The organism is Mesorhizobium sp. M0870 (genome assembly GCF_040319775.1).
Taxonomy (GTDB): Bacteria; Pseudomonadota; Alphaproteobacteria; order Rhizobiales; family Rhizobiaceae; genus Mesorhizobium.
Genome location: NZ_JAMYOI010000007.1, coordinates 61,967 through 80,572 on the forward strand (window position 1 = coordinate 61,967; position 18,606 = coordinate 80,572).

General features: G+C 61.7%; 20 protein-coding genes. 4 read left to right on the forward strand and 16 right to left on the reverse strand.

All coding sequences use genetic code 11. The annotated features are described in order from the left end of the window. Nucleotides 1-36: 36 nt before the first annotated feature. From gph to NKH97_RS10860, 10 genes are read right to left on the reverse strand one after another with little or no spacing between them, the layout of a single operon-like run. Nucleotides 37-738, reverse strand: a complete 702-nt coding sequence (gene gph / locus NKH97_RS10815) for a phosphoglycolate phosphatase (protein WP_352440185.1) — start codon at nucleotides 736-738, stop codon at nucleotides 37-39. After that, nucleotides 735-1,292, reverse strand: a complete 558-nt coding sequence (locus NKH97_RS10820; RefSeq protein ID WP_023810397.1) for a thioredoxin family protein — start codon at nucleotides 1,290-1,292, stop codon at nucleotides 735-737. Before NKH97_RS10820 ends, gph begins: the two co-directional genes overlap by 4 nt. A gap of 21 nt (nucleotides 1,293-1,313) precedes the next feature. Continuing rightward, nucleotides 1,314-2,000, reverse strand: a complete 687-nt coding sequence (gene rpe / locus NKH97_RS10825; RefSeq protein ID WP_128303317.1) for a ribulose-phosphate 3-epimerase — start codon at nucleotides 1,998-2,000, stop codon at nucleotides 1,314-1,316. Between the two features lie 59 nt (nucleotides 2,001-2,059). Beyond that, on the reverse strand, nucleotides 2,060-2,998 hold the full coding sequence (gene cbbX, locus NKH97_RS10830; protein WP_023810399.1) for a CbbX protein: 939 nt from the start codon (nucleotides 2,996-2,998) through the stop codon (nucleotides 2,060-2,062). Between the two features lie 7 nt (nucleotides 2,999-3,005). Next, nucleotides 3,006-3,440, reverse strand: coding sequence for a ribulose bisphosphate carboxylase small subunit (locus NKH97_RS10835; RefSeq protein WP_013532057.1), 435 nt, complete (start codon nucleotides 3,438-3,440; stop codon nucleotides 3,006-3,008). Nucleotides 3,441-3,458: 18 nt separating this feature from the next. Continuing rightward, a complete protein-coding gene (locus tag NKH97_RS10840; RefSeq protein ID WP_013532056.1) occupies nucleotides 3,459-4,952 on the reverse strand; it encodes a ribulose-bisphosphate carboxylase large subunit in 1,494 nt (497 codons plus the stop codon). A gap of 21 nt (nucleotides 4,953-4,973) precedes the next feature. Next, on the reverse strand, nucleotides 4,974-6,053 hold the full coding sequence (gene fba / locus NKH97_RS10845; protein WP_023810402.1) for a class II fructose-bisphosphate aldolase: 1,080 nt from the start codon (nucleotides 6,051-6,053) through the stop codon (nucleotides 4,974-4,976). A gap of 11 nt (nucleotides 6,054-6,064) precedes the next feature. Beyond that, nucleotides 6,065-8,077 carry a transketolase gene (gene tkt / locus NKH97_RS10850; protein ID WP_128303319.1) on the reverse strand — a complete coding sequence of 671 codons (2,013 nt, stop codon included), beginning with the start codon at nucleotides 8,075-8,077 and terminating at the stop codon, nucleotides 6,065-6,067. Nucleotides 8,078-8,087: 10 nt separating this feature from the next. After that, on the reverse strand, nucleotides 8,088-8,960 hold the full coding sequence (locus NKH97_RS10855; protein WP_127293351.1) for a phosphoribulokinase: 873 nt from the start codon (nucleotides 8,958-8,960) through the stop codon (nucleotides 8,088-8,090). Nucleotides 8,961-8,968: 8 nt separating this feature from the next. Beyond that, on the reverse strand, nucleotides 8,969-10,015 hold the full coding sequence (locus NKH97_RS10860; RefSeq protein WP_023810405.1) for a class 1 fructose-bisphosphatase: 1,047 nt from the start codon (nucleotides 10,013-10,015) through the stop codon (nucleotides 8,969-8,971). 124 nt (nucleotides 10,016-10,139) lie between these two features. On the opposite strand from NKH97_RS10860, the gene NKH97_RS10865 reads away from it, so the two are divergent. Both NKH97_RS10865 and NKH97_RS10870 read left to right on the forward strand, forming a co-directional pair. Beyond that, nucleotides 10,140-11,078, forward strand: a complete 939-nt coding sequence (locus tag NKH97_RS10865; RefSeq protein ID WP_127319312.1) for a LysR family transcriptional regulator — start codon at nucleotides 10,140-10,142, stop codon at nucleotides 11,076-11,078. Nucleotides 11,079-11,270: 192 nt separating this feature from the next. Beyond that, nucleotides 11,271-11,471 (forward strand): hypothetical protein, encoded by a 201-nt coding sequence (locus NKH97_RS10870; protein ID WP_023810407.1) that lies wholly within the window; start codon nucleotides 11,271-11,273, stop codon nucleotides 11,469-11,471. A 15-nt stretch (nucleotides 11,472-11,486) separates the two neighbouring features. Here NKH97_RS10870 and NKH97_RS10875 read toward each other — a convergent pair whose 3' ends face one another. From NKH97_RS10875 to NKH97_RS10900, 6 genes are read right to left on the reverse strand one after another with little or no spacing between them, the layout of a single operon-like run. After that, a complete protein-coding gene (locus NKH97_RS10875; protein WP_352440191.1) occupies nucleotides 11,487-12,116 on the reverse strand; it encodes a hypothetical protein in 630 nt (209 codons plus the stop codon). After that, nucleotides 12,116-12,952 carry a lanthanide ABC transporter permease protein PedC gene (locus NKH97_RS10880; RefSeq protein ID WP_050580490.1) on the reverse strand — a complete coding sequence of 279 codons (837 nt, stop codon included), beginning with the start codon at nucleotides 12,950-12,952 and terminating at the stop codon, nucleotides 12,116-12,118. The genes NKH97_RS10875 and NKH97_RS10880 overlap by 1 nt, the downstream gene beginning before the upstream one ends. A gap of 35 nt (nucleotides 12,953-12,987) precedes the next feature. Beyond that, nucleotides 12,988-13,776: a lanthanide ABC transporter ATP-binding protein PedB/LutE gene (locus NKH97_RS10885; RefSeq protein ID WP_128303321.1), complete on the reverse strand. Its 789-nt coding sequence runs from the start codon at nucleotides 13,774-13,776 to the stop codon at nucleotides 12,988-12,990. 55 nt (nucleotides 13,777-13,831) lie between these two features. Continuing rightward, on the reverse strand, nucleotides 13,832-14,275 hold the full coding sequence (locus NKH97_RS10890) for a hypothetical protein (protein ID WP_023810411.1): 444 nt from the start codon (nucleotides 14,273-14,275) through the stop codon (nucleotides 13,832-13,834). A gap of 28 nt (nucleotides 14,276-14,303) precedes the next feature. After that, nucleotides 14,304-15,275 carry a YVTN family beta-propeller repeat protein gene (locus NKH97_RS10895; protein ID WP_352440192.1) on the reverse strand — a complete coding sequence of 324 codons (972 nt, stop codon included), beginning with the start codon at nucleotides 15,273-15,275 and terminating at the stop codon, nucleotides 14,304-14,306. Nucleotides 15,276-15,296: 21 nt separating this feature from the next. Beyond that, the gene (locus NKH97_RS10900) at nucleotides 15,297-16,526 is read right to left on the reverse strand and encodes a lanthanide ABC transporter ABC transporter substrate-binding protein PedA1 (protein WP_352440193.1); all 1,230 of its coding nucleotides are present in this window, start codon (nucleotides 16,524-16,526) and stop codon (nucleotides 15,297-15,299) included. A gap of 38 nt (nucleotides 16,527-16,564) precedes the next feature. On the opposite strand from NKH97_RS10900, the gene NKH97_RS10905 reads away from it, so the two are divergent. Beyond that, the gene (locus tag NKH97_RS10905) at nucleotides 16,565-16,780 is read left to right on the forward strand and encodes a hypothetical protein (RefSeq protein ID WP_081734810.1); all 216 of its coding nucleotides are present in this window, start codon (nucleotides 16,565-16,567) and stop codon (nucleotides 16,778-16,780) included. Continuing rightward, entirely contained in the window at nucleotides 16,777-18,606 is a 1,830-nt protein-coding gene (locus NKH97_RS10910) for a (5-formylfuran-3-yl)methyl phosphate synthase (RefSeq protein ID WP_023810414.1), read from the forward strand. Before NKH97_RS10905 ends, NKH97_RS10910 begins: the two co-directional genes overlap by 4 nt.

Sequence of the window (18,606 nt, forward strand, 5' to 3'; positions counted from 1 at the left end):
CCGTTCGAATTTGCGTTCGGCCGGCGGACGCCTCAATCACGCATCGGCTTGCAGCCTCTGCATTGCCGAAGGCAGATCGAAAAGGCTGTCGCAAACAAGGTCGGCGCCAAGCTCTTCCACCGGAATGTGGCTGTAGCCGCCGCGCAACAGAATGACGGGCAAGCCGGCGGCGCGTGCGGCGCCCAGGTCAGCGCCACTGTCTCCGACCAGCAGCGCGTCACCGGCGTCGACCCCAAGCTGTGCCAACGCCAGCAGCAGGGCATCGGGCGCCGGTTTCAGGAATGTCACCGCGTCTCCGCCAACGATGGCGCCGAAATATTCCGTCAATCCGAAATGAAGCAGGATTTCGCGGGTCGCCAACTGCGGTTTGTTGGTTACCACCCCCATGCTTACCCCGCCCAAATGAAAGTGGGTGAGAGCCTCCCTGACGCCAGGCATCAGCCTTGTCAGGCCGGTCAGATGCCGGCGGTAGATAGGCGCCATGACGCGGTTGGCCTCATCGAGAGCGTTACCGAGCAGTGGCGCTCCCGACGCCGCGAAGGCTCGCTCGATCAATTTCCTGACGCCGCCGCCGATCATGGCCGTGACCTGATCCAGGCGCAGCGGCGGCAGATCGCGGCTGGCCAGCAATTCGTTGACTGCGGCCGCTATGTCCGGCGCCGAGTCGACCAGCGTGCCGTCGAGGTCGAACAGGATCGCCTTCGGCGATCGAAGCGGCCTACCTGCGCCGACGTTCATGCGGCATCCTTCCACTTGATCGAGCAGCCGATCGAGGCGATCTGGTCCAGCGGCCCGTCGCCGGTTCGGGCAACCTGCTTCATCGCCTCGAACAGATCGCGTCTCAGCCCGGGCGCTCCGGCTTCTCGTCGCGAGGCGTCCAGCCGACCGCGATATTGCAGTCCCAACTCGCTGTTGAACCCGAAGAAATCGGGAGTGCACACGGCTGCGTAATCGCGCGCCACAGTTTGGTGCTGGTCGTGCAGGTAAGGGAAGCTGAAGCCGCTCGTCGTGGCGAATAGCTTCATTTGGTCGAAGGAATCCTCCGGGTAGGCATCGGCATCGTTTGAGTTGATCGCGACAAAGCCGATACCTTCGGCCTTGAGGTCGTTGGCATCGCGCACGATACGTGAAATCACCGCCTTCACATAAGGGCAGTGATTGCAGATGAAGGCCACGACCAGGCCGTTCGGGCCGGCCTGGCTGAAGATCGAATGCGACCTGCCGTCGACGTCAGGCAAAACGGCATCGATGGCGCGCCAGCCGAAATCGCAGACAGGGGGGACGGCCGCCATGCTTGCCTCCGATGGAATGGTTTACGCGGCTTTCCGGATCGCACCGTCGGCCGCCTGTCGGATGGTTCCAATGTTGGCGCGATAGGCCGCCTCGGTGCCCCCCTTGAACACGGCCGACCCGGCGACCAGCACATTGGCGCCGGCCGCGGCGACCAGCGGGGCGGTTTCGGCCGTGACGCCGCCATCGATTTCGATGTCAATCGGGCGGTGGCCAACCAGTGCCTTGATTCGCCTGATCTTCTCGATGACCGCGGAAATGAAGGCCTGGCCGCCAAAGCCTGGATTGACCGTCATCAGAAGCACCAGGTCGAGCCTGTCGAGCACATATTCGATGGCGCTCTCCGGCGTCGAAGGATTCAGCGATACGCCGGCCTTCTTGCCGAGATTTTTGATCGCCTGCAGGGAACGATCGAGATGCGGCCCGGCCTCGGCGTGCACCGTGATGATGTCGCAGCCGGCGTCGGCGAAGGCGGCCAGATAGGGGTCGGCCGGCGCGATCATCAGATGGCAGTCGAAGACTTTGTCCGTTCGGTCGCGGATCGCCTTGATCACCGGCGGACCGAAGGTGATGTTGGGTACGAAATGCCCGTCCATCACGTCGAGATGGATCCAGTCGGCACCCGCCCGCACGACAGCTTCGACCTCGTCGCCGAGCCGCGAGAAATCCGCGGAAAGCACGGAGGGTGCGATGATTGTCCTGGTGACCATGGTCGTCGTCTCCAATCCTGTCTGCGCTGTTGGTCTCTGCGCCAGCCGGCTTCATCCCGTCAGCGCATCTTCGTCTCCGGTTCGCCTTCGAGTTTCCCTTCCGCGAACACGCGGCTGCCGCGGATGTCGGATTCCTCGATGGTGACAAGATCGGCCTTGGTCAACACCCTGCTGCGCGATGCGAAAAGCCGGTTGGCCTGCCGCAGCCGTGCCCGATCGAGCCCATTGCGGACCGAACGCGCGTTGGAGAAATGCGGCAGCCTCATGCGGATCGGAAGATACTCTTCGAGCGCACGGGATGCCGCCTCGCTGAGGCGATAATTCTGCTCCGCGAGCATAATCTCGGCGATTGATTTCAGTTCGCTGACACCATAGTCGGGGAAATCGAGATGGTGGGCGATGCGCGAACGCATACCGGGATTGCTGTCGAAGAAGCGGTCCATCTTGTTCTTGTAGCCGGCAAGGATCACAACCAGATCGTCACGGTTGTTCTCCATGCACTGCAGCAGGATTTCGATCGATTCCTGGCCGTAGTCGCGTTCGTTCTCGGGCTTGTAGAGATAGTACGCCTCGTCGATGAAAAGCACGCCGCCCATGGCACGCTTGATCACCTCGCGGGTCTTGGGCGCGGTGTGGCCCACATACTGGCCAACAAGATCGTCGCGCGTCACGGCGACCATGTGGCCTTCGCGGACATAGCCCAGACGATGCAGGATTTCGGCCATCCTCAGCGCCACGGTGGTCTTTCCGGTGCCGGGATTTCCCGTAAAGTTCATGTGCAGCGTCGGGGCGCCCGAGGTCAGCCCGAACTTGCGGCGAAGCCGGTCGACCAGGAGGAGAGCGGCGATCTCGCGGATGCGGGTCTTGACCGGCTTCAGGCCAACGAGTTCACGGTCGAGCTTGTCCATCACCTCGTCGATGTTGGAGGCCTCGAACTCGGCCTGCAGATCAACCGTCGCGTCCTGTGCGGCAGCGTCCTTGGTCATCGCGTTCAGCATGGTTCAGCTAGCTCCGCTCGCCCTCGGGCCTGTCGGTCGCATAAGGCACGATCGAATAACCCTGGCTGCGGCCGTCGCGCTCCTGGCGCAGCAGCCGGAACCCGGGTTCGCTGGGCGGCCGGTTGACAATGAACGACATGCGCGGCGCTTCCCAGCCCTTGGTCGAATCGAAGGCGGTTACCCGCACATACATGTTCGGACAGGCTTTCCGGCAAGCATTGACCTCGAGCAGTATGCCCGCCGGATCTTTCAAATCGAACATCGGGTTGCCGTACATTTCCCAGTAGGTGTTTCGCGGATGCGGATCGTCCGTGTACTCGACGCTGACCGCCCAATGGTTCTTCAGCGCGTATTTGATCTGCGCCGAAATCTGCTCATCGGTCAGGTCTGGCAGGAACGAGAACTGTCCCTGCGTGACCTTGTTTCCCGGATTGGTCATCATGACGATGGTTCCTTTCGTCTAGAAGCTGGGCGTTGCGGTTGGCACGAAGTCGGCCGTGTCGGTCGATTCGTAGTTGAAGGTGACGTCCTTCCAGGTCTCCAGGGCAGCCTTCAGCGGCGTGCACCATCTGGCCGCCTGTTCGAGGATCTTGGTCCCTTCGCGCAAATAATCGCGCCCCTCGTTGCGGGCCAGGATCATCGCTTCCAGGGCGACGCGATTGGCCGTCGCGCCTGCCTGGATGCCGTCCGGATGGCCGATTGTGCCGCCGCCGAACTGCAGGATGACGTCCTCGCCGAGATAGTGGATCAACTGATGCATCTGGCCGGCATGGATGCCGCCCGAGGCGACGGGCATCACCTTGTTGAGCGAGGCCCATTCCTGATCGAAGAACAGCCCGGTTTCGAGGTTCTGCGGCGTGCGCTCCTCACGCAGCGTGTCATAAAATCCCTTGATCATGAGCGGGTCGCCTTCCAGCTTGCCGACCACAGTGCCGGCATGGATGTGGTCGACGCCGGCCATGCGCATCCATTTGCAGATGACGCGGAAATTCATGCCGTGGTTCTTCTGGCGCGAATAGGTCGAGTTGCCGGCACGGTGCAGGTGCAGGATCATGTCGTTGCGGCGTGCCCACTTGGCCATCGACTGGATCGCCGTGTAGCCGATGACGAGGTCGATCATGACGATGCAGGAGCCAAGCTGCTTGGCGAATTCGGCGCGCTCGTACATCTCCTCCATCGTGCCGGCGGTGACGTTGAGATAATGGCCCTTGACCTCGCCAGTGGCAGCCGACGCCTTGTTCACGGCCTCCATGCAGTAGAGGAAGCGGTCGCGCCAGTGCATGAAGGGCTGCGAGTTGATGTTCTCGTCGTCCTTGACGAAATCGAGGCCGCCCTTCAGCGCTTCGTAAACGACGCGGCCGTAATTGCGGCCCGACAGGCCGAGCTTCGGCTTCGTCGTAGCGCCGAGCAGCGGCCGGCCGAACTTGTCGAGCCGCTCACGCTCCACCACGATGCCTGTCGCCGGCCCCTGGAAGGTTTTGAGGTACGCGACCGGGATACGCATGTCTTCCAGCCGCAGCGCCTTGACTGCCTTGAAGCCGAACACATTGCCGATGATCGATGCGGTCAAATTGGCGATCGAGCCCGGCTCGAACAGGTCGAGGTCGTAGGCGATGTAGGCGAAGTACTGTTGTTCGGTCTTGGTTCCGGGACCGGTGTTCGGCACCGGCTCGGATCTGAACGCCTTGGCGCGGTAGAGCTCGCAGGCGGTCAGCCGGTCGGTCCACACCACGGTCCACGTCGCGGTGGAGGATTCGCCGGCGATGGCGGCCGCCGCCTCCTCGTGGTCGACGCCCGGCTGCGGCGTGATCCGGAACATGGCGATCAGATCGGTCTCCTTGGGCCTGTAGTCAGGCTCCCAATAGCCCATCTTCTTGTAGGGGATGACCCCTGACTTATAGCGTTCCTTGCCTTCCTTGAGCGTCCCCGCTGGCAGTATGTCGATCTTGTTCATGACAGGTCTCCTGTTTGTTGCTCAGGCGGCTTTCGCGGTTGCGATATGGGGGTCGAGTTTTCCCGCGGCGTAACGTTTCGCCATCTCGTCCATGGCGATGACCTTGATCTTCGAGGCGTTGGACGCCGTACCGAAGCGCTCGAAGCGGTCCCGGCAAAGGTCGCGCAAGGCATCCATGGCGGGTTTCAGGAATTTGCGGGGATCGAACTCGCGCGGGTCTTCCGTCGCGACGCGGCGGAACTGTCCGGCCATGGCCATGCGGCAATCGGTGTCGATGTTGACCTTGCGCACGCCGTAGCGGATGCCGCGCTCGATCTCCTCGACCGGAACGCCAAAGGTCTGGGGCATCTCGCCGCCGTATCTGTTGATGATGTCCTGCAGCTCCTGCGGCACCGAGGAAGAGCCGTGCATGACCAGATGCGTGTTGGGCAGCTTCTCGTGGATCGCCTCGATCACCTGCATGGCCAGGATGTCGCCGTCCGGCTTGCGGGTGAATTTGTAGGCGCCGTGCGAGGTGCCGCAGGCAATCGCCAGCGCGTCGACCTGGGTTGCAGTCACAAAGTCGACCGCCTGATCGGGATCGGTCAAGAGTTGGTCGTGAGAGAGCGCGCCCTCGGCGCCGTGGCCATCCTCCGCCTCGCTTTGGCCGGTTTCCAGCGAGCCGAGCACGCCCAGTTCGCCTTCGACGGAAGCGCCGACCCAATGCGCCATGCGTGCGACGCGTTCGGTTATGGCGACGTTGTAGTCGTAGCTTGCCGGCGTCTTGGCGTCCGCCATCAAGGATCCGTCCATCATCACCGAGGTGAAGCCGTGGCGGATCGCGGAAAGGCAGGTGGCCTCGCTGTTGCCGTGGTCTTGATGGATGCATAGCGGGATGGCCGGGTGGATTTCGGTCAGCGCCTCCATCATCTTGGCCAGCATGATGTCGTTGGCATAGGACCGGGCGCCACGTGAAGCCTGGATGATGACTGGCGCGTCGCAGGCCTTGGCCGCCTCCATGATGGCGAGGCCCTGTTCCATGTTGTTGATGTTGAATGCCGGAACGCCGTAGCCGTGCTCGGCGGCATGGTCGAGAAGCTGGCGAAGGGTGATGCGAGCCATTGTGAATCCTCCTAGATGATGAGCTTCAGCGCCGCTGCAGCAACCGCTTCGGACGTTATGTTGAAATGCCGGTAGAGGTCGGGGGCAGGGGCGCTGGCGCCGAAGCCGGTCATGCCGACGAAAGCGCCGGTCTCGCCGATCCAGCGATCCCAGCCCAGCCGGGCTGCCGCTTCGACCGCGACGCGCGGCGCCGAGCCGAGAACGGCCTTGCGGGTGGCGCTTTCCTGCTCCTCGAAAAGCTCCCAGCACGGCATCGACACGACGGCGACGGCGACGCCATGCTCGGTCTCCAGCCTTTCGGCGGCAGCAACCGCGATCTCGACCTCCGAGCCGGTGGCGATCAGGGTGACGGCGCGGTGCTTTGTCGGCTCGCGCAGGATGTAAGCGCCTTGGCAGGAGCGGTTCTCGTCGCTGTGCGACCGACGCAGCATCGGCAAGTTCTGGCGCGACAGCACCAGGACGCTCGGCCGATCCTTGCTCTTTAGCGCGAGTTCCCAGCACTCCGCCGTTTCGATGACATCCGCCGGGCGGAAGACGTTGAGATTAGGCGTGGCACGCAGCATCGCAAGGTGCTCGACCGGCTGGTGCGTCGGGCCGTCCTCGCCGAGGCCGATGGAATCGTGTGTCATCACATAGATGACGCGCTGGCCCATGAGCGCCGAGAGCCGCATCGCGCCGCGCGCATAATCGGCGAAGCACAGGAACGTACCGCCATAGGGCACGAAACCGCCATGCAGCGCGATGCCGTTCATGGCGGCAGCCATGCCGTGCTCACGAATGCCGTAGTGAATGTAGCGGCCCGCATAATCACCCGGCGCAATGCGGTTCATGCCCTTGGTGATCGTCAGATTTGAATGCGTCAGATCGGCCGAGCCGCCGACGGTCAATTCCGTTACGCCGTTGATGGCCTCCAGCGCCATTTCGGAGGCTTTTCGCGTCGCCACCTTGGTTGCCTTCTCGACATGTTCGCGACGAAAGGCGTCGAGCGCTTTGAAGACGGTGTCGGGCAGTTCGGCGGCGACGGCGCTCTCAAAAGCCTCGCGCCGCGGCGAGGCGGCAAGCCGCTGCTCCCAGGCGCGCCGCATCGCTTCGCCGCGACCGGCAATCTCGCGCCAGGCGAAAAGGATATCATCCGGCACATCGAACGGCGCGTGGGCCCAGCCGATGTTTTCGCGTGTCGCGGCGATCTCTGCTTCACCCAGCGGTGCGCCGTGCGTCTTCTCCGAACCGCCGAGATTGGGGGCACCCATGCCGATCACTGTGCGGCAGGCAATCAGCGATGGCCGATCCGACCGCCGCGCCGACTCGATTGTCGCGGCGACTGCCTCCATGTCGTGGCCGGCGACGCTTTGGACATCCCAGCCGGCGGCCTTGAAGCGCGCCGGCTGGTCCATCGACGTGGAGAGGGAGGTCGGCCCGTCAATGGAAATCGCATTGTCGTCCCAGAAGACGATCAGGCGGGAAAGCTTCAGGTGACCAGCGAGGTCTATCGCCTCGTGACTGATGCCCTCCTGAAGGCAGCCGTCGCCCGCAATCACATAGGTATGATGATCGACCAGATCGGTACCGTAGCGGGCGGCAAGCATACGTTCCGCCAGCGCCATGCCGACCGCCGTGGAAATGCCCTGTCCCAGCGGTCCGGTGGTGGTCTCCACGCCAAGCGCATGGCCGTATTCCGGATGTCCGGCGGTGCGGCTGCCCAACTGCCGAAATCGCTGCAATTCCTCGATCTGCATGTCTTCATAGCCGAGCAGATGATGCAGCGCGTATTGCAGCATCGAGCCGTGGCCGGCTGAAAGCACGAAACGGTCACGGTCGGGCCAGCCCGGCCTCGACGGATCGATGTTGATGAAGCGGTTGAACAGCACCGTTGCGACATCGGCCATGCCCATCGGCATGCCAGGGTGACCCGAATTCGCCTTTTGGACACTGTCCATCGCCAGCGCGCGAATGGCGTTCGCCATGTCGCGCTCCGAGACGGGAGCGGTTGTGGTGACGGGCTTCAGTGCTGTTTGGCTGGTCATTGCATCCTCCTCACGACACACGGCTCTTGCGTTCAATCAATTGCAGGATGAGCGGCGTCAGGATCAGCTGCATGGCAAGATCGAGCTTGTTGCCTGGCACCACGATGGAATTTGGCCGCGACATGAACGAGTCGTGGATCATCGACAGCAGATACGGAAAATCGATGCCGCGCGGATTGGCGAAGCGGATAACCAGCATCGATTCGTCGGGCGTCGGAATCCAGCGCGCGATAAACGGGTTGGACGTATCGACGATCGGCACGCGCTGGAAGTTGATGGCGGTCTGCGAGAATTGCGGGACAATGTAGCGGACATAGTCGGGCATCCGGCGCAGGATGACGTCCATCACCGCCTCGGTGGAATAGCCGCGTGTCGAACGGTCGCGATGGATCTTCTGGATCCATTCGAGATTGATGACCGGCACGACGCCGATCTTGAGATCCGCATGCTTGGCCAAATTGATCGTGTCGGTGACGACACAGCCGTGCAGCCCCTCGTAGAAGAGCAGGTCGCTGGGAGCGAATTCGCGCCATTCGGTAAAGGTTCCCGGGGGCGTGCCGTGCTGCTTTTCCTCTTCCTCATCATGAATGTAGGTGCGGGTCTTGCCGGTTCCGCGGCGGCCATATTCCGCGAACACCTCTTCGAGAATTCCGAGTTCGTTGGCCGCGGCATTGAAATGGGTGAAGTTCGGGTTGCCGGCCTTTTCCTCCTCGGCCACCTTTGCCTTCATCGCCGCGCGGTCGTAGCGGTGGAATGCGTCGCCTTCGATGAAAGCGGCCTCGATGTTCTCGCGCCGGAAAATCAGCTCGAAGATGCGCTTGACCGAGGTCGTGCCGGCGCCCGACGACCCGGTGATGGTGATGATGGGGTGCTTGGCTGACATGGTGCTGCTCAGGCTCTGAACAGGCCGCGGCGGCTGAACAGCGGCGCACGCTCACCGATGTTGCTCGGCTCTGTGTGGTAGCGGGTGATGCGCGCGACTTCCCGCGCCGACCCGAAGATCATCGGCACGCGCTGATGCAGGCTCTCGGGTTCGATTTCCAGGATACGGTTGATCGCATCGGTGGCGGCACCGCCAGCCTGTTCTATGAGATAGGCGATCGGGTTGGCCTCGTAGACGAGGCGCAGCCGTCCCTGACCATAGCCCTTGCGCCGATCGCCGGGGTAGAGAAAAACGCCGCCGCGCATCAATATGCGGTAACAGTCGGCAACCAGAGAGGCGATCCAGCGCATGTTGAAATCCTTCTCGCGCGGTCCTTCGGTGCCCTCCAGGCAGTCGTCTACATAGAGCCGCACGGCCTCGTCCCAGTGCCGGTAGTTGGCGGCGTTGATGGCGAACTCCTGAGTGCGTTGCGGAATGATCCGGCTTTCATAGGCCTGGACGAAGGTTCCGAGCCTTGTCGAGAAGACGAAGACATGCGTGCCGCTGCCGAGCGACAGGACGAGTGCCAGCTGCGGCCCATAGATGAAGAAACCGGCGCCTAGCTGGTTCACGCCCGCCTGCAGGAAAGAGGCGGCCGGATCAGCGTCCGGCGCGCCAGTTGCGGTCAGGAGCGAGAAGATCGTTCCGATCGACACGTTGGTGTCGATGTTGGAAGAGCCGTCGAGCGGGTCGATCGCGATGGCGAGTGGCGCTTGCCTGTCGAGCAGGACTGGCTGCTCCAGCTCCTCGGAGGCGTAAAGCGCGACCGGTGCACGGCGCATGGCGTCGAGGAAGATGTCGTCGGAGAAGACGTCGAGATCCTTCTGGACGTCGCCATCGGCATTGGCGCCACGGGTTTCGGCAAAGGCGGCGCCGAGCACCCCTTGGTTGATGGTGTTGCGGACCTTGATGGCGGCTTGTGTCAACTGACGGACGGTCGTCACAACTGCCGAGCGAAATTCGTCAGGCTGGCCGAGATAGGAGTTCAGAAAAGCGTCGAGCGTTGCCGCTGGCATCGTAACCTCCCGGTCGGGCCGCATCTCCTCGGAGCGGCTGGACTGGAGGAATGGAAACAAACGTCGCCAGATAAGTAAAATTCAATAACTTTACTTAACCAGTAAAAATAATTTAGTATGCGGCATGAGAAACCTCACCCTTAAGCATTTCAAGACCGTCCAGGCAATCATCAAGTGCGGCAAAATTGTCAGCGCAGCCAAGATGTTAGGTCTGTCTCCTCCAGCGCTGACAATCCAGCTGCGGCAAGTGGAGGAAGAATTCCAGCTGGCTCTGTTCGACCGAACGTCGGACGGCATGCGTCCCACTGCCGCAGGTCGGGCTTTCGTCGAGACAGCGCAGGTTATCGAGGAGCATCTCGGTTTGCTCGAAGACAAGATGGATGCCATCAAGGGCGTACGCACCGGCAGCTTGAGGCTCGGCGTTGTTTCCACCGCCAAATATTTCGCGCCGCGGCTGATGGCTGCGTTCATGAAGGACCATCCCGACATCGACATGCGGCTTGCCATCGGCAACCGTGCCCAGACGATCGACAACCTCAGGAACCACGACATCGATATCGCGCTGATGGGGCGCCCGGCGAAGGAGGTTCCGGTGCGTGCTTCGGTCTTCGGCGATCACCCGCTGGTCATCATCGCGCCGCCCGACCATCCGTTGGTCGCGGCGCGCGATATCTCCAAGGAGCGCATCGCCGAGGAGCATTTCCTTATTCGCGAGCCCGGCTCCGGAACCCGCATCTCGTTGGAAATATTCCTGAGCGACGTACCTGGGCGCATCGACGACCTCGGTGTCGAGATGGCCTCGAACGAAACGATCAAGCAGGCGGTGATGGCTGGTCTCGGCATCGCCTTCATCTCTGCCCACACCATCGCTGCGGAAACCGAAGCAGGCCGGCTTGTCATCCTCGACGTTGTCGGCATGCCGATCCGCCGGCAATGGTTTTCGGTGATGCGAACCGATCACGCGATCTCGCCGGCCATGGCCACGTTCAACGATTTCCTGATGCGCAAGGGCGCGATGTATCTGCCCCTTTTCGGAAAGCTGTATCCAGACAAGGCGGGATGACATTGCACGAACGCAACGGATGAAAGCCCGGTGGATAACGCTCGCGATCGTTGGTGTTATATAAGCAATATGTTATGTTGCAGTGCGAAAGAGCGGGGGCCACGTCCTTTCACACCCGTAAGCGATCCGTATGTGCAACCCCTGCAGAAATCTCCCGGGTAGGGTTCGGGAATTCGATGGGGAAAAGGGGTAATGCTTTACACACTCGTTATGATGGTCTGCCTGACGGATGTACCGCGGACCTGCGAACAACGCGAACAAATGGTAGACGGTCTGGCGATGAATCCCGGGACTGCCTTCATGCAGGCGCAGCCGCTGGTGGCTCGGTGGATCGAGACGCATCCCGGTTATTTCGTGCAGCGCTGGCGTGTGCTGCCTGGCAGGGGGTCATGAGGCAGGCGCCAAGGTCTATTTCTTCACGACGAGCGTTTCCGAGACGGTCTTCGACAACTGGTAAAGCCGCTGCTCGATTATCGTGGGCACATCGCAGACATAAGTCAGCGACTGGACCCGTTCGGTGAAAATTCGCGTCGCGAAATTCAGCTGGTCGGTTCGCCGTTCGACTTCGTCCGGATCCGCATCGGCCTTGGCGCGCAGCGCGTCGACTTCGGATGCTTCCTTGCGCAACTGTGCCGCCATTTCGAGCTGTTTGTGCGCATAGCGGGAGATGCCGGAGATCACGTGCGAACGCTCGGCGTCCATATGGTCGAACATTCCCTGCACCAGCATCGTCATTTTTGGTGCGACCTGCTCGGCCGACAGGGAAGTCGCGAAATCCTTGATCTCTTTCTGGGCTTCGGCAACCGGCGTCCGCCGGGCCGCCACCGCCTCGACAAGCGCCGACACACGGGCATCCTTCGCCCAATCTTTCGCGGTCGCAGGAAGCTCCGGCCCATTCCAGATCTGGCCAAGCGAGAGCTGTGGCACCTTACGCTGCATGCAGGGCCAGTCGGGATCGGTGTTTGCCGCGCCGGCGCTCCCCATCGAGGCAAGCGTGGCGACCAGAACCAGAGTGTGAGCAAGCCTCATTCGCGCCATCAGGCGTTTCCTCCCATGTCCTGTTTGCGGATCACCAAACCGCGCGAAGGATCGTATGCGATGATGGCGCCGCCCAGAAACAGCAGCGTGCAGCCGGCGACGACGCCCAGCGACAGCCATTCGATCTGTCCGTAGAAGGCAAAGCGGATCAGTTCGACGGCATAGGTGAACGGGTTGCAGAGGCAGATCTTGTAGAGCAGCGGGCTCGCCTCCTGGATGCGCCACAAGGGATAGAGCGCCGGAGACGCGAAATAGCCGGGAAAGATGACGAAGTTCATGATGCCGGCGAAGTTTTCGAGCTGCTTGATCAGCGAAGACAAGAGCATACCGAGCGCGCAAAGCATCATGCCCGACAGGAACAGTGCCGGCAGCACGTAGAGGTAGCCGAGTGGCGGCGCCTTGACGCCCCACAACCAGGCAACGATCAGGAACGCGTAGACCTGCACGATCGATACGGCCACACCGGCCAGCATCTTCGACACCAGCAGGAACCAGCGCGGAAACGGGCTGACCAGCAGGATGCGCATGTTGCCCATCTCGCGGTCGTAGACCATCGACAGCGAAGACTGCATGCCGGAAAACAGCAGGATCATGCCGCAAAGGCCCGGTGTGATATAGACCTCGTAGAGCACATAGGTCTTGTAGGGCGGGATGATCGACACGCCGAGCACCTGGCGAAAGCCGGCGGCGAAGATGAACAGCCAGACGAGCGGCCGGACCAGCGAGGAAATGAAGCGTTCGCGCTGGTGCAGGAAGCGCAGGCACTCGCGCAGGACGACGCCTTTCAGGCAAATGAGATAGTGGCGCAGGCCGAATGGCTCAGACCGCACCGGCATGATGCCGGCGACCTTTCCAGGCATCGCAGGAGCGCTCATGGCGACGTCTCCGCCATGCCCGCCGCATCGACGCGGCTGAGCTTCGAAAAGGTTTCGCGAATCGAATTTCCACCGTTCGCACGGGTCACATCCGACACCTTGCCGCTCGCGACCAGATCACCCCGCCGCAGTATGACAACATGGTCGGCGTCTTCGACTTCGTCGATCAGATGCGTGGCCCAGAGCACGCCGATGCCCTCTGCCTGGACGAGCTTGCGGATGGTGGCGAGGATGCCCGCGCGGGATTCGATGTCGAGGCCGACGGTCGCCTCGTCAAGCAGGAGCAGGGAAGGTCGGTGAAGCAGCGCCCTGGCGATTTCGATGCGTCGCATCTGACCGCCGGAGAGGCTGCGTGCCTTGTCGTGCTGGCGGCCCTGCATGTCGACCGTTTCAAGCAGCGCGGCAATGCGCTGGCGAGCTTCGCGTCCGCCAATGCCATGCAGCGAGGCGTGGTAGGAGAGATTCTGGTAGACGCTGAGGTCGAGGTCGAGCGTGCGTGCCTGGAACACGATGCCGACCCGTCTGAGTGCTTCGCCGGACGCGCGGCGAATGTCATGGCCGAAGATGCGGATCGATCCGTGACGCGTGTCGTAGAGGTGGCTTATCAGTGAGAACAGCGTTGTCTTGCCGGCCCCGTTGAGGCCGAGCAGAACGGTGAAAGTCGCCGGCGCGATCGAGAAGGAGACGTCGTTGAGCGCCCGCTTCTGGCCATAGGAATGGCTGACGGCGCCGACATCGAGCGCCGCCACCTCTTCTCCCGGACCGTTTGTCCTCATATGCTGCATGCCGGGTCGCTCCTTCAGGACGCGTTGGCTATCTGGCGCCCTGGTCGCCTTTGTCTCACTTGATCGTAATCTTGCCCTTCAGTCCCTTGTCGGCAAGGTCGGGAACCGACCAGGTATATTCGCCCGGGCGAACGGTATGGAACTGCACCTGGATCGTTCCCGCATCGTCGAATTCCAGCCAGGCTGGTCCGCCGTCCATATGCACTTCCAAATCGTTGATGACGATCTGGTCCATCCAGACATTGCGGAAGAGGTCGGTCACGAACTTGTATTCGAAACCGCCTTTGGAGGTGATCTTCCAGCGATACCCCTGGCCGGCGATCAGCTCGAAGTCCTTCTGATTGACGGCATAGGTGGAATCGGCCGAACCGATAATCAATTCCGGCAGGTTCTTGCTGGCACGCGACGGTTTTGGTGTTGCGTCGTCGGCGCTTGCTCCGATCGGAGCAAGGACAAATCCGGCGAGCGCGGCGAAGAAAAACCTGCGGCAAAGTTTCATGTCTTGACCTCCCGATGATCAATGTCTGCTATTTGGGCGAAATGACCACACCCCAGGGCTGCTGGCCCACGGTGAGCGATTGGACCGGCTCGTCGGTGGCCGTGTCGATGAAGGTGATATCGTTGGAATTGCCATTAGTGGTGATTAGCGTTTTCTGGTCGGGCGTGAAGGCCAGATGCCAGACGCGCTGGCCGACGAGGATGTATTTCTCCACCTCGTAGGTATCGGTATTGATCACCGCGACATGGTTCGCCGGGCCGAGCGCGACATAGGCTTTCTTGCCATCGGCACTGATGGCGATGCCTACCGGCTGGATGGTTTCGGCCCGCAGTCCCTGAATCGCGAACTGGATCTTCTTCACCACTTCGCGTTTGGCGTTGTCGATGACGCTGACGGTGCCGCCAACCTCGGCGCTGACCCAGACCTGCGTGCCGTCGGGCTTGAAGTCGGCGAAGCGCGGGCGCGTGTCGACCAGCACGTTGTCGGTCACCTCATGCGTGCCGGTGTCGATGAAATGCGCCATGCTGGTGGTTTCCGAAGTGTTGACCATGGTCTTGCCATCGGGGCTGACACCCATGCCTTCCGGTTCCACGCCGACCGGAATCTCGGCCAGGACCTGCTTGCTTTCGACGTCGATGGCGGTGACGAGATTATCGTCCTCATTGGCGACATAAAGCGTCTTGCCGTCCGGCGAGAGCACGAACAATTCGGGATCGGGGCCGGATGGCAGCGTACCGACGATTTCAAGCGTCGCGGTATCGATGATCTGGACCGTATCGTCATCGCTGGCGCATAGGTAGACGAACTTGCCGTCATGCGAGATGGTGATGCCGCGCGGCCTCTGGCCGACTTCGACGGTCTTCATCACCTGCATCGTCGCCGTGTCGACGACGGTCATCGTGTTGTCCTTCTCGTTGGAAACGTAGGCCGTATAGGCCGATGCGGGGCTGACTGTCAGGCCGGCCGCGAGAATGGCGAATGCGCAAGCTCGTTTCTGCACGCAAATTCCTCCCGATTGACTCTACTTGAGAGCGCATTTCGTTTCCGGCTGATCGACACCGAGCGTGTCGAGTTCGGAGACCTGGTGAAGATAGCCCTCTTGTGGCGATGTCGAGACGACGGACTTGGTATCGCCAAGCAGGATCGGCTGGCGAAGCTGGAGGTTCCATTTGCGGAAGGTCAGCTTCTGCCCCTTGAAAGCAGCAACCGAAAAATCGTCAGAGCGCATGTAGTCGCTGATCTTTTTCGCATCGTCGCCGTTGGTGCGCGTGGTGGCCTCGCCGACGGCACGCACCGCCGTCCAGGCCGACATGTCCTTGGAGAGCATCCGCCGGCTCGTCGTCTTCAGGAAGCGGCTCTGCATCTGGATGCCGCCCCACTGTTCGCTGGCGGGATGCCACGACGATGCAACCAGACCGGCCGTGCCGGCGACCAGCCGCGGCGTCCAGGTGCGATAGGGCACGTAGGTCCCGAAAACCTCGCTTTCGTCGGCGACAAGCACCACGTCATGCTCCGGGAGATCTTGCGTGAACACGGAAATCTGCTGCTGTATCTGCGTGGCGCCGGTGTCGGTGCGCCTGGCTGTGCCGGTATCCTTGAATTCCTTCTCGGCGACGATCTGGCCGCCGAAGCGGGTCGCCGCGCGGCGCAACGCATCGGCGTAAAGATGATCCTGCTCATGCGATCCATAGAGCAGCACCCAATTCGGCCACTTCTTCACCATGAGATACTGCGCCAGCGCATCGGCCAGCATGCTGCGCGTCGGCGCGATATGGAAAACGTTGATGCGGCAGTCCTCCTCGCGAAGGCTGTCGTCGGTCGCGCCGACGTTGAAGATCAGCACGCCTTTTTCGCGGGCGATGTCGGCGATCGACAGCAATTGTTTTGCTGAAAGATCGGCGACCACATAGCGGTCGCCTTTGGCGATCAGGTCCTCGAATGCCCGAACCGCGTCGCCTTCGGGTTTGATCTCGGTCACGTCCAGGCTGAATTTCTGGTTGGTGAACTTTCCCGTCGTGTTGTTGTCGCCGATTGCCACCTCGGCGCCGGCGACACCTTCGTCACGTGGCGGCAGGTCGAGCATGGAAAGCGTCAATTGCGGTGCGTAGGCCCGCAAATAACCTATTTTGATTTCAGTTGTCTTTTTTTCCGGCTTCGCCACCGTTTCCTGGCCTGTCGCGTCGGAAACGTTGACGGTCAGGGAAAAAAAGCACAAAAAGGCAGCGAGAGTGCCTGGCACCGCGCTCGTCATCGATAGTAATTACCCATTCTTGCGCAAAGGTTCGACTGTTGCCGGACCCGCGCCAAGTCAAGGTGCCCATGATCAACTTAGCCGACCCGCAAAATTTATCAAACCCTATCGGACGACTTTTCGCGCCTGCCAGAACGGTGCGGAAAGTCGCCAGCGTCGATTCGCGTGGCAACACCGACGAGACGTGGCGCAGGGGCATCGACCGCCTTTATAAAAACGTCTTGTCCTCCAAACTGGAGAAACTGTTCAAATGACCAGAATGCTGGCAAGCGTCACCGGCATCGAAGAGGCGGAGATCGCTCTTTCTGGAGGTGTCGATATCGTCGACCTGAAGGACCCGAAGGCGGGAGCCCTGGGCGCGGTGTCCACGGAAACCATGCGCCGAACCATTTCGTTCATCGCTGGTCGGGCTCCGGTCAGCGCGGTCTGCGGCGACCTGCCGATGGAGCCCGAAACGATCCGCATCAAGGCCGAAGAGATCGCGGCGACCGGCGTCGACTATGTGAAGATCGGATTTTTCCCTTCGGCAAATATCTCTGCCTGCGTAGAAGCGCTCGAACCGCTCGCTGCACGAACGAAGCTGATTGCCGTGCTGTTTGCCGATCTGGCGCCGGAGTTCGAGCTTCTGCCGATGTTCGCCAGGCATCGCTTCCATGGCGTGATGGTCGATACCGCGCAAAAGGGGAAGGGCCGGCTGCTCGATCATCTGCCGCCGGAGCGTATTCCGGGATTCGTCGATCGCACGAAATCGCTCGGTCTGATGGCAGGCCTGAGTGGATCGTTGGAAGCTCCGGATATTCCGCGCCTATTGCCTTTCGCTCCGGATTTTCTCGGCTTTCGGGGGGCGCTGTGTGGCCATTCCGGTCGCACGAGTTCGATCAGCGCCGAGGCGGTCTCGCAGATTCGAGAGTTGATCCCGACGGAATCCGGGACCGGCGGTCAATTGAGTATCGACTATCGCCTGTTGGCGGCGAGAGGCTATTCGCCGGACACCGACCCGACACTGGGCACGGACAGGACTTTTGTGCGGGATTTTGTTCTGCCGGTCCAGATCGGCGCCTACAGCTTCGAGCATGGCCATACTCAAAAAGTGCGCTTTGATGTGACCGCCGACGTGCTGCAAATCACCGACCATCCCGAGGACATGCGCCATGTATTCTCTTATGACATCATCATGGACGGCATTCGCACCATCGTCGCGCGAGGCCATATCCAGCTCAGCGAGGCTTTGGCCGAGCAGGTGGCAGCGCACGTCCTGGAGAACCAGCGGGTCGTGCGCGTTACGGTAAGGGTGGAAAAGCTCGAGCTCGGTCCTGGCGGTGTCGGCGTCGAGATCGAACGCAAGCGCCAATCGGCGGGACGCGGCGCTGCCTCCGGCACCGCTGGCCGAGAAGACCGAAGCGTTGTCTTCCGGCCGCGCCAGGAACGCCCCGAAATGCTCCGACGGGCCATCGTCAAGCTTGGCGGCAGCACGGCCCACGCGGCGGAGATGAAGAGCTGGATCGCAGCGCTGGCGGGTTCCCGGCTGCCGATCGTCATCGTGCCCGGCGGCGGGCTCTTTGCCGATCATGTGCGTGAGACGCAGACACGCATGGATTTTTCCGACACCGCCGCACATGCCATGGCGATCCTGGCCATGGAACAGTTCGGCCATGTCATCCTCGACCGGGACGAAAGGCTGACGCCGGCACGGTCGCTGGATGAGATCGGGCGAGCGTTGGAGGCGGGGAAGGTTCCGGTGTGGCTGCCGTCGTCACTGGCACTGCCGGCGCTGGATGTTCCGGCCTCCTGGGACATTACCTCCGATTCTCTGGCCGCCTGGCTTGCCGGTAAGCTTGGCGCAAACGCGCTGTTGCTTATCAAGCAGACCGGTGCATTCTTCGACAGCGATACCGCTGACAGCCTGAGGACCCGAGGCATTGTCGACCCAGGCTTTGCCGCCATGCTGCCTGACGGCGTCGATTTCCATCTCGCCGGTCCGAAGGATGCTGCCGAGGCCGGCGCGATGCTCGTGTTAGGCAAGCTGCCCGGCATCAGGATCGTGGCTTCTACAGGGTCGTCGGCAAAGAAGGCGGGATAG